Source organism: Bartonella sp. AP19HLJMH (assembly GCF_042196245.1).
In the GTDB taxonomy this organism is placed as follows: Bacteria; Pseudomonadota; Alphaproteobacteria; order Rhizobiales; family Rhizobiaceae; genus Bartonella.
Genome location: NZ_JBHIPX010000011.1, coordinates 37865 through 54298 on the forward strand (window position 1 = coordinate 37865; position 16434 = coordinate 54298).

Sequence of the window (16434 nt, forward strand, 5' to 3'; positions counted from 1 at the left end):
GATATAAAGGTGGTGTTTTGAAACACAAAAAAGCGGGGCATGTGTCTGAAAAAAATGTTCCAGGATTAGCTGTTCGACAGGTGTGTGTGCGTCTTTTGGGGGCGGTAGTTGATAAGTACACGCCTCTGTCTGGTTTGACGGATAATGAACACGGACATCCACAATATTTGAAGCTTTCACAACGAGATCGTTTGTTATGTCGGGCTATTTTAACAGCTTCATTGCGTCATCGAGGGCAGATTATGGCGGCTCTCTCACGCTTTTTGGCGCGTCCTTTGCCTTCACAAGCACTTTCACTTCAGCATCTTTTGCATATCAGTGTTGCACAAATTCTTTATCTTGATATTCCCGATCATGCGGCTATTGATTTAGCTGTGCGTGTGGCGAAACTTGATCCTCGAATGCGCCGTTTTTCAGGGGTGGTGAATGCTCTTTTGCGCAATGTTGCACGTGAGGCAGAGCCTTTACGCCAACAAGTTCCTACCATTGAAGGTGTGCCAGCGTGGTTTGGACAGCTTTTAATATCAGCTTATGGAACAGAAAAGGTACATCAGATTATCGCAATTCAAAGTGTGGAACCTCCTTTCGATTTGACAGTGAAATCTGATAGTGGTGGATGGGCTGAAAGGCTTGGCGGTGTGGTATTGCCCAATGGTTCTGTTCGATTGAAGCGTCTGGAGTGTTCTGTTTCTGATTTACCAGGCTATCGTGAAGGGTCTTGGTGGGTCCAAGATTTTGCAGCAGCTTTGCCTGCTTGTTTACTTGGGAGTATTGAGGGTAAACGCGTTGCTGATCTTTGTGCGAGCCCTGGAGGAAAAACAGCACAATTGGCTTTGCAAGGGGCTGAGGTGACTGCAATTGAGCTTTCTGCTAACCGCATAAAGCGTTTAAAAGAAAATATGGAACGGCTTCATTTTTCAGTTCATATTTGGCAGGGCGATGTGAAAAATTTCCATTCAACACAGCTTTTTGATGCGGTTCTTCTTGATGCTCCTTGTTCTTCTACAGGAACAATCCGTCGTCATCCAGATATTTTATGGACGAAATCGAGGGAAGATATCGTCAAGTTAGCGGCGTTGCAATATGATTTGCTTGTCGCAGCAATTTCTTTGGTAAAGGAGGGGGGGCGGATTGTTTTTTCCAATTGTTCATTGGCAAGAGAAGAAGGTGAAGATCTTATTGAGAAAATTTTATCGATACGCAATGACATTGTTTTAGACCCTATTTATCCAGAGGAAATGGGAGCACTGGAACATTTGCTTTGTGGGGGGATGTTACGGACAACGCCTGCGGATTTTTGTCATAAAAATTTTGATGCTGAGAAAACCGTATTTTTAGGAATGGATGGTTTTTTCGCTGCGCGCTTACGAAAAATTGCTTAATTAACGCTTCATTTACAAAAATGGTCGAAATTGTATTTGATTCAGCATAAATGGAGATGAAATTTTGGCGGTTGCGGTAAAAGCTCCTCAGGTAAAAGTGGCAGCCTGTATCGATACGATACAGAATGTTATGCGGCGTTTATGGGTTGGACCATTGTTTCGTTGGCGATTTTCAGGGTTTCGTCCTCATAAAATTTTAGCGCATCCCATGGATTTGCATGTAGCTGATCCGATGATGGCGCATGAATTTTATCATGGTCGTTTTGCTTTTGCTGGTCACATTGTTCATTCTGGTGCTGTTTCGCCGTTTTCATTGGTTCCACCAACGCTAGAATGGGAAGCGGCTCTACATGATTTTCATTGGTTGCGCCATATGGAGGCAGCAGGAAGTGATTTAGCTTCTGCACATGCACGCTCTCTTTTAGAAGACTGGTTTGACCATGCTGGTAAGAAGGTAAAAGGGCTTGCTTGGAGTGATCCTGTTGTGGCGCGGCGCTTGATTTCATGGATTTGTCATTCGAAAATGTTGTTAGAAGGGGCAAGTGAACGGTTTGAAAAACGCTTTTTACGTGCACTTGGTTTGCAATTTCGTTATTTGCGCGTAACAGTTTGTAGTATGGAGCACAATGATCAACGTTTACAAGCAGCAGTGGCTTTGACATTCGCATCTCTTGCTTTGCCTGTTTCAGCGGCAGTGAAAAAAAAGGTACAAACCACACTTATAGAGGAGCTTTCCCGTCAAATCCTAGTTGATGGTGGGCATATTTCCCGTAGTCCTGTTATTTTGCTGAATTTGTTATCGGATTTATTGTCGTTACGGCATCTTTTTATGCGTAGCAATGAAACAGCACCCCGTATTTTGATTGATTCTGTTGAGCGTATGTTGCCAGCTTTACGATTTTTTATCCATGAGGATCAAACGTTGGCCCATTTTAATGGGGTTGGTCCCCTAGTATCGGAACGGTTATCATCACTTTTGGAGCTTGATGAAACAGGAGGACATCCTTTTAGTTATGCCCGTTATTCAGGATTTCAGCGCTTAAAAGCCAATCAAACAATAGTGCTTGCAGATACAGGAAAGTTTCCACCCCGCTCTGTAGCACAGCAGGCTTGTTCGGGGTGTTTGTCTTTTGAAATGTCTTCACAAGGGCACCGTTTTATTATCAATGCCGGTGTTAATCCTGATGGGCGGGAAGAGTATCGACATTTAGGGCGTGTTACTGCAGCACATTCAACAGCTACGCTTAATGATTGTTCAGTGGGTGCTTTTTATCATAAAAAGAAAAATGGCGCGCCATTTTTGTTTGATGGACCAACAGATGTTCAAGTGTGCCGTATAGAGGATTCAGAGAAGACAGGTTTTATTGCGAGTCATAATGGTTATGTGCGACCCTTTAATCTTATTCATGAGCGTGGTCTTATTTTGGCGACAAATGGAGATACGATCGAAGGTTTTGATCGCTTTTTTATGCCAAATAAAGGGAGAAAGAGACACAAGAGTGTGCAAAATGAACAAAATTATGTTGCTGTTCGGTTTCATCTTCATCCACAAGTTGAAGTTAACTATGATGGCAAACGTGTGTGTTTAGCCGTAAAGAACGAGAACGTGAAGAGTGAACAAATATGGTATTTTATATCGCCTGACGCAGATATTTGTCTTGAAGATTCGATTGATTTTGCAGAATTAACAGGTCCACAACGGACACAACAGATTGTTTTATATTTTCGTCCTGCATTTCAGGAAAAAGTTCGTTGGCGTTTTATCCGTAAAGCGTTTGATAAAAAATTAGAACATTGTTCCAACCCATAGTATATTGCGTTTTATTTTGCGTGTCGCAAAACATTATTGTTTATTGTGGTAATATTCTCAAAATTTGAAGATCATATCAATTTTATACATGAAGAGTTTTGTTAGAGTATGGGTTGGATGTTTTTAGGCAAGGTTTGCTCATAGAATCTCATGAGGTGATGCTAAAAGGGATTGGCTCCAGAAAAAAGGTTTTTTGAAAGACCATTGTTGACAGATGAGTACTAGTTAAGGATTTTGATCCTTTAAAGATATGGAGAGAAAATTAAGCCGTTGCTTATCTTCGATAAGTTTTTAAGTGTGCTGTTGGGATCAATATTTCTCTCTGAGAGAGTTGCATTAATAGGATTACGCTCTTCACGAAAAACAGAGCGCTATTGTATTGTATATTCACGGACTTATTTTAAAGAAAAATCCCTTAACGCTTCCAAGCCTATTTTGCGACGATGCCTGTGATGGGTATAACGGTAAATCCATTAAGCACCCCCCATCTTTATGCTTATGAAGGAGCAGTTCGGCACTATCACACTATTTATCAGTGCCCAATGTTTGTAACAAGCTCTTGGCACTAGAGATAGTTCATAAGAGGCATTTTTAGCCTTTTCTTAATAGCTTTTATCCATACAGCTCCCCCGCTTGTAACGTGCAGGCGAATGGTTTTGGTTGATTCAACATACACAGATTTGAAATGGAAGAATTTTACGGTATTCGGGGTTCTAATTTAATATGAATAACGCTAAATTATCATTATAAATCAAATGTTGTACATCACAGAAGCATTGAAAATTCGAGAAACAATACATAACAATGGCCGAGAAAAATAACTCTTCTGCTCTTTGTTATTATACTAAAAATGAAGTTATAATAACAAACCACAAAATGCGCGCTTTTTCATAGCAAAGCATTCTCTCAAATATCTCAAACAACTTTCATAAAGATCTACGCGAATAACGTCGTGCAATTGAATCAATATCACCTCGACAAATTCCAAGATCGTTGAGTTCATATGTTGAAAGACGACTTAACGCATTAACGGTTCGACGATAACGGCGCCAATTACTATAAAAACGTAGAATATTCATATCCTCTACTCAAACTTTTCATTACACTCTTTAGTTTAAGAATAGAGTATATTACTAAAAAGAGTTGTGTTATAATATCATAGCAGGTATGCATCTAATACAAGATAATGTCCCTTTAACATTTTTCTCATGCGAAAGGGTAACCATTAAAAATATCAACAAGAACATCTTATCCCTAACCAATGGCTAAATTATGTGCATTGGCTAAATTATGTGCATTTTCTGCGGTGATAAACTTCTTCACGTGTAGCTTCTTTGGATTGAATAACTGCTTCCATTTCAACAGTTATCAATAGTCATACGATAATTATGAAAAATTCCTTGAAACATTTGTCTCATACGAAAAGAAAAGCAGCAAAATTATTAATGGCGGAAGTGACGTGTTCCTGTAAAAACCATCGCTAACCCCTGTGCATCAGCAGCGGCGATAACTTCTTCATCACGCATGGAGCCTCCTGGTTGAATAACTGCTGTTGCTCCTGCTTCAGCTGCTGCTAATAAACCATCAGCAAAAGGAAAAAATGCATCTGATGCAACAACAGATCCTTTTGTGAGAGTTTCTGTTAAGCCTGCTCTTTGCGCACTTTCTGCTGCTTTACTTGCAGCAATTTTTGCTGAATCGATGCGGCTCATTTGTCCGGCTCCAATTCCAACTGTTGCGCTATTTTTCGCGTACACAATAGCATTTGATTTAACGTGCTTTGCTACACGAAAAGCAAATTGAAGATCACGCATTTCATCTTGAGTTGGTGCCCGCTTTGTCACTACTTGCAATTTAAGATCATCGACTACCACGTTATCACGTGATTGTACTAAAATGCCTCCTGCAAGTGTTTTCGCAAGAAGTCCTCCACAGCGTGGATCAGGAACTCCACCTGTAATGAGCAAACGAAGATTTTTTTTCTTGGCAATAATTTCACGTGCCGCCATTGTGGCATCCGGAGCAATAATCACTTCTGTGAAAATTTTAACAATTTCTTCAGCACATTCCTCATCAAGGGTTTGATTTAAAGCAACAATTCCACCAAATGCCGATACATTATCACACATAAGAGCTTTCAAATAAGCGTCTTTCAAATTTTCTCCTTCCGCAACACCACAAGGATTGGCATGTTTAATAAGAGCGACAGCAGCGGTTTTTTGCGGATCAAATTCTGCCACAAGTTCAAAGGCTGCATCTGTATCATTCAGATTGTTATAAGAAAGCGCTTTGCCTTGTAAAAGTTTTGCTGTTGCAATACCAAAACGTTTTTCATTATTGCGATAAAATGCTGCCTGTTGATGTGGATTTTCCCCATAGCGCATAACACTTTCAAGATGACCGGAAAAACTCTGCCATGATGGAGTTTCAATTTTTAAATCCCGTGCAAACCACGATGCTATTGCCGTATCATAGGCAGCGGTGTGTGCATAAGCGCGCATTGCTAGCTGATGACGCATAGATAAGCTTAAACATCCATTATGCTGCTTTAATTCAGCTAGAATCGAATCATAATCTTTTATCGCTGTTACAACACCGGTATAAGCATAATTTTTTGCCGCGGCGCGAATCATCGCCGGTCCACCGATATCAATATTTTCAAGAGTCGTTTGCCCATCAGCTCCCGAAAGGATCGTCTCTTCAAAAGGGTAAAGATTCACCACTAAAAGATCAATTCCATGAATGCTGTTCTTTTCCATAGCTTCCCTATGGTTAGGATCTTCTCTTACCCCTAACAAAGCACCATGAATCAAAGGATGGAGTGTTTTTACACGCCCATCCATTATTTCAGGAAATCCGGTAACTTCAGCAACATCTTTTACGGGTAAACCAGCCGCTATGAGGGTTTTTGCTGTTCCTCCTGTTGAAATTAATTCAACATTGTAAGTAGCATGAAGGGCTTGTGCAAAAGCAACCACACCCGTTTTATCAGACACAGAAAAGAGAACACGACGAACCCGATGAAGATCAGGTATGGGAAAATTTTTGGCAACAACACCCATAACAGCAGCCTTAAAAATGAAAGAGTTAAAATTCTAGTAAAACACGCTTATACATTTATAGCATAAGCCTTTAGCAAAATACACTGAAAGGATAAACTGTCTTTTTAGAATATAGGATGATTCACCTTTTTCTATTATCCTGTAAAAACCTCTCATTTGAGGTGTGGTGATAGGTATAAAAGTCTCATTGAGACATTAAATATTTTTTTGTTGCTTATAACTCAATATCTCATCTTCATAGCAGTTTTGAAACAAAAAATGCATCCGTATGTTCTCTGCTATATTAGCCTTTATACTAGATGAAGGCGAAAGTATTGCGTATATCAATTGGAGTAATCTCTGAAATGGGAAATAATCTAATGAAGCAAGAATATAAAATTATAAAGGCAAAAATGAGTGCTCATCTTTCCTATCATTTTTAAATTTAACTTTATATTTTTCAAAAGCGTTTATGATGATTTTTTAAAGAGTGTCGCGTAAATCTTTTGTGGATGGTATAAAGATCTATTGTATGCCTATGATCTTTATTTAACAAAGGCGCAAGTTGGTAGATTTTATTCTCTTTATCAGTTTTCAAGATTCTAAAAATTTTTGTTACTTGAGATGGAAGAGGTATTTTTTTAGTTTTTTTGCCGTAGCAGAAAAAGAAAACCTCCTAACACACCAGCAGCTAAAATAAACCACGTGATTGCATAAACGAGATGATTATTTCGAAAATGGATAATCGTAAGACCAACGACGGGAAGTTTTGCTTGTGGAGATGTTTTTCTGGCATCAATGAAATAAGGGGCAACAGTGGACAAACCAAGTTTTTGTGCCATAGCGGGGAGATCGCGCGTATACCATAAATTTTTGTCAGGATTATTTTTACGCGGGAAAAATCCATTTTTTTCACTCATGCGTAATAAACCTATAATCGTTGTTTGTTCTGTGTCTGTGGTAGAATTTTGCTGAGATAAGGCATTTGTATGTGATTGCTCTGTGTTTTGAAAATTGTTACGTTCATCCATGGGGATAAAGCCACGGTTGATAAAGATCAGTGTATTATCAGCAGTTTGTAAAGGAGTCAAAACCCAATAGCCTGTAGTATTTTGAGCGGCAGCAGTGACTAAAATATTTTTATCTGTTAAAAATTTTCCTGTGATAATAACAGGTTGATATTCATATTTTTCAAAAGTAACATCTGACCATTGATTTTTTGGAGGGGCTTTTATGGGGGGCAAGTGAACGCGCTGATTGGCATTGGTGATAAGATTTGTTTTCCAGTTTAACCGTTGTATTTGCCATATACCTAATGCGCTAAAAAGAAGAAAAAAACAAATACATAAAGTTCCAAATAAAAAAGAAGAAAAACGGCAAGAATTTCCCTGAAGCTTTGTCATAGGGGGCTCTTTTTTGCTCATGATTTATGCTTCCTTTCAGGACAATAGGTTTTTATTCTAACATGGTATGTATTAAAAAAAACATTTTGTACGCTTTTTGGCAGAATTTGCACGCCTTATTGAGGAAAAAGATGAAAAATGAGCCAACAAGAGATGAAAAAGGTTTTATAAAAGACTTGACCTTTTGTTGTCGACCCCCTATTAGAAAGAAACTTCCCAATGATGCCCGTTCAAGGTTGCATTGCGCGTGTTTTGCGTTCATTGTGTCCTTTGGGTATGGGGATTTGAAAGTTTCTTAGAGTTTAAGGGTGAAGTTTATGTCTCGTGCATGTGAATTGACAGGGAAGACGGTTCTGTATGGTAATAATGTTAGCCATGCGAATAATAAGACTCGGCGTCGTTTTTTACCAAATCTTTGCAATGTGACATTGATTTCAGAGGTGTTACAGCAAAGTTATCGCTTGCGTATTTCAGCAAATGCATTGCGTTCTGTTGAGCACCGCGGTGGTCTTGATGGTTTTTTGATTAAAGCAGACGATAAAGAGTTGTCGCAACGTGCGCGTTTGCTAAAACGCCAAATCATTAAGAAAAAAGCTGAGCAAGAAGGTGAGCAAAAGGCTGAACAGGCAGCATAATTGTTAGCGCCATTCTTTTTGGTTTATTAACGCTTTGATTTCGGTTTTCTGTTCTAGAAGTTAAGTTTTTTGCAGGTTGATCGTTTCATTTTATTGGTTCCATATCCCAGGTTAAAAAAAATGTCTTCAAGCGGTCTTTTATTAGAACAGCAAAAGAAAAGGTATGTTGTTTTTTCTATTTTTGCAATGTGCCTTGCTGTCACGGCTTCTAATATTTTAGTTCAATATCCTGTCTATTGGTTTGATTTGAATGAGCTGTTGACTTACGGGGCTTTTACCTATCCATTTGCTTTTCTAATCAATGATTTGACCAATCGTTTTTATGGTCCATCTGCTGCGCGGCGTGTGGTTTATGCTGGTTTTTTTACGGGTGTCTTTGTTTCTTGGATATTGGCGACACCACGGCTTGCACTTGCTTCTAGTTTTGCATTTTTATTTGGGCAACTCCTTGATATTGTGGTTTTTACTCCTTTGCGACGTAAAACATGGTGGAAAGCACCTTTAGCAGCAGCGTTGGTTGGTTCAGCTTTGGATACAGTGCTGTTTTTTGCTCTTGCTTTTTCTAGCTCGTTTGCTGTTTTTGATAAGATAACAGGGTATGCAGATAGTTCACTGGTGGAGAGTACTGTTTTGGGAGGGATAGGCATGCCAGTTTGGCTATCGCTTGCTTTTGGTGATTTTTCGGTAAAAATTATTATGAGTCTGTTGATGTTGATTCCTTATGGGACAATTCTTAACATCGTAAAGCTTCCTCTTTATCAATGTCATTCAAAAGATGATTCCTCTTTTGTTTGTCACAAATAAGGATTTTTGTCTTTTTGTTTTCCTGAAGCCAAGAAAATTGTACGCTATGCTTGGTGTGACACGTTAGTTATAATGGATACTTTATCATTTACCAACTTAAGTAAGAACTCCAACACAAAACGCTTTTTTATTTCAAAATTCTCTTGTGAGGAAAAGATAAAGTCATTTGTTTGAGAAGGGGCTAAATATGCTTTTTACAAATGATTCAATGTGACAGAAATTGCAACTGATGTTTATTAATAGATTGATTTAAAATGATAACTTATATTTTTCATTTGAGTGAAAGAGCCCAATATCATAAAATTTTACGCGTTTTAAATACTCTTATATTGAGTTAATAAAAATCATTTGCTTGCCTATGTTATAAGAGGAATTGGCGTGCGGACAACGTCATTTGAGAAAGAAATACTTCTTATGAAGAGCTTTAATGCAATAAAAGTGCAATATTAGGCGCTGAAAGTATATTGATTTATCTTAAAAACATTGGAAACTTGAAAGTAGGATTCTGCTTTTGGCTTGTAGCTTGTAAAGTAAAGGATAATTCTGGATTTTGCATTATGCCATATATGGGCGCTGTCGTGAAATAAGCTTGAAAGCAAGGAAGAATGTTTCTTTAAAGTAGGAGTGCGGATAAGATATATAATGGTGTGTTCTTTTTCGTGAATGAAGTAATATTTTTTTCGTGTTTTTCTTATATTTTATGTGAGTAAAGATTTTTTCTTTTATCCATGAGATGGGAGCTTATGTTGATAGATCACCCGTGGTGAGTACTGTTTTGGGAAGGTTAGGGAACAGGTTGGCTTTCGCTTGCTTTAGCGATTTTTGCCGAAAAATTGCTATGAATCCATTTATGCCGATTCTTTTATAAAATAATTCTTAGTGTTTAAAATATCCTCTTTGGATGATTCTTCTTTTGCGTATAATAAATACAGCTTTTATCTTTTTGTGTTACTGAAGGTGAAAGTCTAGGCATTATATTTTCTGTGAGAGCAGCATTTTAGAGCTATGTCTAGAGGAGATACTTTTCTATATACGTGTATTTGAATATTTAAATATAATAAAATAACACAAGATCGAGACAAAAATGGGTGATTATTCAGTCTTTTAATTTGAAGGGTACTCTGGGATATGGTCGTAAATGGAAAGTTCTAAGCAAAACTTTATCAGTCGCAATATAACCAGAAAGTAAAAACAAACTCATTACAATTTTTGAAGATGGTTGGAGCATTTCTTTTAGAATTCATAATGCATCCAGTAAAGTAGAAGCTTCTTTAAAGTTCGATATTCAATTTGTGGGATTATCTTCTCAGGTTGTTAGCCATCAAATTCCGATGGTTTAATGATAGAGATAATTTTTTAAAATGTAATCGTTGCTGATTCAAGGCAGGTTTATTTCTTATGAATATGAGTTCTTTTATCACTAAAAAGTATTTCTAATTGTTTTGTTATGGCGTCGGCAAGTTCTTCAGCATTCATAATTGTTACAGCACGTTGATAATAACGTGTGACGTCATGACCAATTCCAATGGCAATGAGTTCGATAGGGGAGTGTGTTTGGATTTCTTGAATCACTGCGCGTAAGTGTTTTTCTAAATAATTGCTGGAGTTGACCGATAGTGTCGAATCGTCAACAGGAGCGCCATCAGAAATGACCATGAGGATGCGACGTTGTTCACGCCGTGATAAAAGGCGTTGATGAGCCCAAATTAAAGCTTCTCCGTCGATATTTTCTTTTAATAATCCTTCTTGCATCATTAAACCTAAATTGCGTCGTGCGCGACGCCATGGGGTATCAGCACTTTTATAGATGATATGGCATAAATCATTGAGGCGTCCAGGATTATGGAGTTTGTTTTGGGTAAGCCATTGTTCGCGCGATTTTCCCCCTTTCCAAGTTTTGGTGGTAAAACCTAAAATTTCAACTTTGACACCACAACGCTCAAGAGTCTGTGCCAAAATATCAGCACAACTTGCAGCAACGCTAATGGGGCGTCCGCGCATTGAGCCTGAATTATCAATGAGAAGTGAAACAACTGTATCCCGAAATTGGGTGTTGCTTTCCATTTTAAAAGAAAGAGGTTGCATGGGGTCAATAATTAGACGTGGAAGCCGTGTTGTATCAAGATATCCTTCTTCAAGGTCAAAGTTCCAGTTGCGATTTTGTTGCGCCATCAAGCGGCGCTGGAGACGGTTTGCTAAACGTCCAACGATGTTTTGGAGATGATTGATTTGCTTATCAAGATAACGGCGTAAGTGATCTAACTCGTTTTCAGAACAAAAATCTGTTGCTTCCAAAATTTCATCAAATTGACGGGTGAAGATTTTATAATTGCCAAGTCTTTCCATTTGTTCCGAATCAGAAAAAAGGTGTTTGGGTTTGCTCGGCTTTTCTTGCCAAGGTCCATTTTTTTGTTCGCCGTCAGCTTGATCATTGTTGTTTGATTGTGTCGCTTGTGTTTTTCCATCATCTTGCACATCACTTTCTTGTTTAGTGCTGGTTTTTTCTTCACTTTGAGCGCGTTTTTTGTTTTTACTTTCTTCTTCTGCTTGGTCTTGAGGTTCACATTCGTTTTTTAATTTTTTATTATTTTCACTATTAGAAGCTTCATCTTGTTGCACTGTCATTTTGAGTGTAACAAGCATTTGGCAAACGATCTGCGCAAAAGCCTTTTGGTTGTAAATATGATGTGGGAGTTCATTGAGTTGTGATGCTGCTTTTTGTTCGAGTTCTTTACGCCACAATTCTAAGACAGAACCCGCTTCTCTTGGAGCTGCGCGCTTTGTTATTTTTTCACGCAATAAAAGTGCAATCGCTTCTTGGATGGGGGCTTCACTTTGGTTGCTAATTTTATGATAATGGGCTCTTTTGTATTTATCGGCGAGCATGACATCAAGATTTTTTGCAAGTCCCTCCATGGCTAAAGTACCAATTGCTTCAACACGTGTTTGTTCGAGGACTTCAAAGATAGCACGCGCTTCTGATTCTAGTGGAGCAAATTGCATGTGAATGCGGTTGTCATGCCATGCTTTGCGCAGAGCCATGGAATCACCTAATCCGCGGGTAATGGTGATGTCTTTATTCGTTGCGTATTGAGGTAATTCTGGTAAACGCGCACAACTTTCGCTTAAAGATGGTCGATTATGACTAAAGGAAACTTCAAGGTTGTTTGTGCCTGCAATTGCACGCATACAGGTGGAAAGTGCTTTTTTAAAAGCTTCAGTATTAAGAGTGTTGTTTGAAGAGTCTTTTGCCGGATTTTTGTTGTCGCCAATATCGGTAGCCATGAGTGATAGATTCCTTAAGGCGAAACACCATGAATGAGTGATTCGGGAAGCTCTTGTCCAAAGGCGCGTTGATAAAATTCTGCAACAGTGGCACGTTCGAGTTCATCACATTTATTGAGAAAGGTTAATCGGAAGGCAAAGCCGACATCTTGAAAAATTGTTGTATTTTCTGCCCAAGTAATGACGGTACGTGGACTCATGACAGTTGAAAGATCTCCATTGATAAAAGATTGGCGTACCATATCAGCAACATGAACCATTTGTGAAATTGTCTTTTTTCCCTCAGCCGTTTGAAAAGATTTGACCTTTGAACAAATGATATTAACCTCTTTATCATGGGGTAAATAATTGAGTATCGTAACAATAGACCAGCGGTCCATTTGAGCTTGATTGATCTGTTGGGTACCATGATAGAGACCGGTTGTATCACCAAGACCAATGGTGTTTGCCGTTGCAAAAAGACGAAATGCTGGATGGGGAGAGATGACACGGCTTTGATCAAGTAAGCTTAGTTTTCCAGAGGTTTCAAGAACGCGTTGGATAACAAACATAACATCGGGACGCCCCGCATCATATTCGTCGAAAACAAGAGCAATATTATTTTGATAAGCCCATGGCAAAATGCCCTCTTTAAATTCAGTGATTTGTAAGCCATCTTTTAAAACGATAGCATCTTTTCCTACAAGATCGATACGACTTACATGACTATCGAGATTAATTCGAAGACAAGGCCAGTTAAGACGTGCAGCAACTTGTTCAATATGCGTTGATTTCCCTGTACCGTGATAGCCAGAAACCATTACACGGCGGTTAAAGGTAAAACCTGCGAGAATCGCTAAAGTTGTTTGCTGATCAAAAAGATAATCAGGATCGATATCAGGAACATGGGGACTTTTTGTGCTAAAAGCAGGGACTTTCAGATCTGTTTCAATATGAAATAGATCGCAAGCACAAAGTGTAATATCGGGCAAATTTTCAACGGTAAGATTTGTCATTATGTTTCTGGAAGGGAGAGGACGCTATTTATTCATTAGAAACGATACAAGAGTTAAAGTATTTATGCAATGCTCTATAATGAGAGCCTTAGATATTGAAGAAAGATTTTTTTACGTATTCTATAATGTTTTGCAAAAAAAGTAACATTTTGCGCAAATAATGATGGTCTAAATGAAAATAGACTCATATAAGCGCATGTTTTCAGCACAAACCAGACTTTTTTAGCAAATTGTAAGCATGTAAAACATCACGAAAGCGCTCTTCTGAAGCACGATTACCACCATTGGAATCAGGATGGTGCTTTTTTACCAACTCTTTATATTTCATTTTGATGTCTTCTGCTGAAGCGTTTGCCTGTAGTCCCAGTGTATCAAAAGCTTTTGCTTCTAAGGGCTTTAATTTTCGTGAGAACTTATTGCTTGAATGCTGCCCAGTAAAAAGCGTGAAGGGATCGCGCATGCGATTTTGATAGGCAGCTGTGCCAGAGCGAATCTTTGCATAATTCGCGGCTGTTTTTTTCGATGTACCATTGCTCAGATCTGTAGGCCATGTCGGACGATGTCCTGTGAGAGCATCCTTTTGAAATTTTGCGATATCTTTATTGCTAAGACCAGAGAAGTAATTAAAATTTTTATTATAGGCGCGTACGTGTTCAATACAAAAATATAAATATTGTCCTTCGTGATTTCGACCTGCTGGTGCTTTATGGGCCCCTGTTTTTTCACAACCTTCCCACTGACACTGTTGTGCTTCTGGCTCAGCTTTTTGTTTTTTATTTGAGCTTATGCGAATTGAATCGAATAATTTAGATGTTATTGTCATATTATTGGTTTATGCAAAATTGATTAATTTTACAAGAATTGACTTTTGAAAAATTTGTTTTCACACTTATTCTATTATGAAAAAGGTGTATCTTTGCACGTTCATTTTGTTTGAGGAATGAAAAATGTTTATAGAAACAATAATTCAGAGAAAGCTTCAGGATGCTTTTCATCCGCAAAAGCTTGAAGTGATTAACGAAAGTCATCTTCATGAGGGGCATCCTCATAATGAACATGCTTTTGATGGTAAAGGAGAAACACATTTTCGAGTGAAAATTTTATCTTCTTCTTTTTCTAATATGACACGCGTAGAAATACATCGAGCGATTTATAAAGTTTTACAAGAAGAGTTAGCTACTTGTGTTCATGCTTTGGCACTTGAGGTTGAAACACTCTAATTTTTTGATGAGACGTTTTTAGGAACGGGGATGGGCCTTTTGATAGATTTTTAACAAATGGTCTGTATCGACGTGGGTATAGATTTGTGTGGTGGAAAGACTAGCGTGCCCAAGAAGTTCTTGAATCGTGCGTAAATCTCCCCCCCGTGATAAAAGATGGGTGGCAAAAGAATGGCGCAGTGTATGAGGCGTTGCAGTTTCTGGTAAACCAAGGCTTGCTCGTAAGTTGCGTACAGTTTTCTGAATAATGGCGGGCTGTAGGGGACCGCCTCGCGCCCCACGAAATATGGGTTGGTTATCCACTAAAGGATATGGGCAACATTTGAGATAATTTTGTACAGCTTCGTAAACAATTTTGATGAGAGGAACAAGGCGTGTTTTGCCGCCTTTTCCTGTTATAAATAAACTTGTTTTTTCAGGATCAGAAAATTGTTCTGGTGTGAGGCTTAAGGCTTCTGATATTCGCATTCCACAGCCATAGAGAAGCATGAGGACAGCAGCATTACGAGCGCTAATCCAAGGTTCATTTTCCAGTTGATTTTCTTGTTTGACTATGTGAAGTGCTGATTTTATCGCTAAAGGTTTTGGGAGCAATTTGGGGTGTTTGGGGCTTCGGATAAGTTGAGCCGCGGGAACATTGACGATTCCTTCACGTGATAAGTATTTGAAAAAAGAACGGATGCCTGCCACCCCTCGGCTTAAAGAGCGCGCACTTACATTGTTTGTACGCCGATAAGCAAGATAAGCACGCAAGTCACTGATGCGTAAATGAGCAAGATCTGTAAGGGTTGGTGTATGGCTTAAGTGTTGACAGAGAAAAGACAAAAATTGCCGCGTATCACGTTCATAGGCTTGCACTGTTTGTGCTGACATACGACGTGTTTGGGTAAGACACTCTAACCAATTTTTCCTTGCGTTTAAAATTGCATGGTCTGCTGGAATGAGAGGAATATTTTCATCTTTTCTCTTGTCGTTTTTGATGGGCATTATCTAGTTGAGAGTTTCTTTCTTTTTAGCTTTTTCATCGTTAGAATGACCATTCTTGTTTTGGGGTTGCTCTTCACGATTGATAAGTTGCTTTTCACCTTTGAGAGAGAGTATTTTCACAAGATTGTGTGTTGACATCAAATGCGCAAAAATTAATCCTAAAAAGCCATTTTTATGAAGTTTGGCAAGTTGGCTTGCTGATAATTTATTCAATTTTTCTTCATCAACAACCCAAAAATGTTCCAATTGCGCTGAGAGACCTTTATCGTTTTTCACATTGATGGATTTTTGGCTTAGAAGATCCATTTCTACAAGAGCATCAATAAACTCAGAGGTTTTCTCCATAGCGATTTTAAAACTTTCAAGAAAGCGAATACGTTCTTCCATAAAAGGAGAAATAGAGCCATCGGAATTAAAAAGTTCTGTTCCTGCAACTTCATTAAACATACCGGACTGTTGATCAAAGCAGACAGAAAGTTCTTTTTCATTGCTAATTTGTGCCAAAACAAAAGGATAGCGACGGACAAAAGCTGGAACATAAGTATTGTTTTTCCAACTTTTATCAGAAGCGATATAGTCATTTTCGTCATTAGAAAGACCGACAAGAGCTGCGGATGTGTAGTGCCGTTTTTTTTGTTCATCTTCGGCGCACATAAATAAAATAGGATAGTCTAGCGCTGCTTGAAAATATTCAGTACTTGCTAAAGGAACCCAATGAGTATCCTTGGCAAAAGACATATCAGTTGGAGGAGCAAATTTTAGATTTTTATGGGAAATTTTGTTGATTGGTGTGATATCTTTGTAAAATAGCATAATATTTGCCATAAGACTTTCTCCTTTATTAATTTGTTTTTTGTTACCAAGAAAGGTCT

The 16434-nt window shown here is 38.5% G+C and carries 13 protein-coding genes and 1 pseudogene; 6 read left to right on the forward strand and 8 right to left on the reverse strand.

From position 1 onward, the window contains the following. Positions 1–17: 17 nt before the first annotated feature. Positions 18–1382: an RsmB/NOP family class I SAM-dependent RNA methyltransferase gene (locus ACFINR_RS06300; RefSeq protein ID WP_375612722.1), complete on the forward strand. Its 1365-nt coding sequence runs from the start codon at positions 18–20 to the stop codon at positions 1380–1382. Positions 1383–1446: 64 nt separating this feature from the next. Continuing rightward, positions 1447–3192 carry a heparinase II/III family protein gene (locus ACFINR_RS06305; protein WP_375653361.1) on the forward strand — a complete coding sequence of 582 codons (1746 nt, stop codon included), beginning with the start codon at positions 1447–1449 and terminating at the stop codon, positions 3190–3192. A gap of 926 nt (positions 3193–4118) precedes the next feature. On the opposite strand, the gene ACFINR_RS06310 is transcribed toward ACFINR_RS06305, so the two are convergent. From ACFINR_RS06310 to ACFINR_RS06320, 3 genes are all read right to left on the reverse strand, one after another. Beyond that, positions 4119–4271 carry a DUF1127 domain-containing protein gene (locus tag ACFINR_RS06310; protein WP_375612232.1) on the reverse strand — a complete coding sequence of 51 codons (153 nt, stop codon included), beginning with the start codon at positions 4269–4271 and terminating at the stop codon, positions 4119–4121. Positions 4272–4634: 363 nt separating this feature from the next. Then, positions 4635–6254 carry a bifunctional phosphoribosylaminoimidazolecarboxamide formyltransferase/IMP cyclohydrolase gene (purH, locus tag ACFINR_RS06315; RefSeq protein ID WP_375638442.1) on the reverse strand — a complete coding sequence of 540 codons (1620 nt, stop codon included), beginning with the start codon at positions 6252–6254 and terminating at the stop codon, positions 4635–4637. A 620-nt stretch (positions 6255–6874) separates the two neighbouring features. Beyond that, entirely contained in the window at positions 6875–7657 is a 783-nt protein-coding gene (locus ACFINR_RS06320) for an SURF1 family protein (RefSeq protein ID WP_375653370.1), read from the reverse strand. 296 nt (positions 7658–7953) lie between these two features. Here ACFINR_RS06320 and rpmB point away from each other — a divergent pair, with 296 nt between their 5' ends. From rpmB to ACFINR_RS06335, 3 genes and pseudogenes are all read left to right on the forward strand, one after another. Next, positions 7954–8271, forward strand: coding sequence for a 50S ribosomal protein L28 (gene rpmB / locus ACFINR_RS06325; protein ID WP_375612235.1), 318 nt, complete (start codon positions 7954–7956; stop codon positions 8269–8271). Positions 8272–8391: 120 nt separating this feature from the next. Beyond that, positions 8392–9075, forward strand: coding sequence for a VUT family protein (locus ACFINR_RS06330; protein ID WP_375612236.1), 684 nt, complete (start codon positions 8392–8394; stop codon positions 9073–9075). A gap of 1193 nt (positions 9076–10268) precedes the next feature. Then, positions 10269–10415, forward strand: a pseudogene (locus tag ACFINR_RS06335) (HaeIII family restriction endonuclease); the annotation flags it as partial. A 49-nt stretch (positions 10416–10464) separates the two neighbouring features. Here ACFINR_RS06335 and cobT read toward each other — a convergent pair. The 3 genes from cobT to ACFINR_RS06350 form a co-directional block, all read right to left on the reverse strand. Next, positions 10465–12360: a cobaltochelatase subunit CobT gene (cobT, locus tag ACFINR_RS06340; RefSeq protein WP_375612718.1), complete on the reverse strand. Its 1896-nt coding sequence runs from the start codon at positions 12358–12360 to the stop codon at positions 10465–10467. A gap of 14 nt (positions 12361–12374) precedes the next feature. Then, positions 12375–13355, reverse strand: a complete 981-nt coding sequence (gene cobS, locus ACFINR_RS06345; RefSeq protein ID WP_375636542.1) for a cobaltochelatase subunit CobS — start codon at positions 13353–13355, stop codon at positions 12375–12377. 202 nt (positions 13356–13557) lie between these two features. Beyond that, positions 13558–14178, reverse strand: coding sequence for a J domain-containing protein (locus tag ACFINR_RS06350; RefSeq protein ID WP_375639821.1), 621 nt, complete (start codon positions 14176–14178; stop codon positions 13558–13560). Between the two features lie 124 nt (positions 14179–14302). Between ACFINR_RS06350 and ACFINR_RS06355 the strand changes: the two genes are divergently transcribed. After that, on the forward strand, positions 14303–14575 hold the full coding sequence (locus tag ACFINR_RS06355; RefSeq protein ID WP_375612716.1) for a BolA family protein: 273 nt from the start codon (positions 14303–14305) through the stop codon (positions 14573–14575). 18 nt (positions 14576–14593) lie between these two features. On the opposite strand, the gene ACFINR_RS06360 is transcribed toward ACFINR_RS06355, so the two are convergent. Then, complete coding sequence (locus ACFINR_RS06360; protein ID WP_375653380.1) at positions 14594–15562, reverse strand: tyrosine recombinase XerC; 969 nt, start codon at positions 15560–15562, stop codon at positions 14594–14596. Between the two features lie 3 nt (positions 15563–15565). Beyond that, positions 15566–16387 (reverse strand): SapC family protein, encoded by an 822-nt coding sequence (locus ACFINR_RS06365; protein ID WP_375632437.1) that lies wholly within the window; start codon positions 16385–16387, stop codon positions 15566–15568. Positions 16388–16434: the final 47 nt, after the last annotated feature.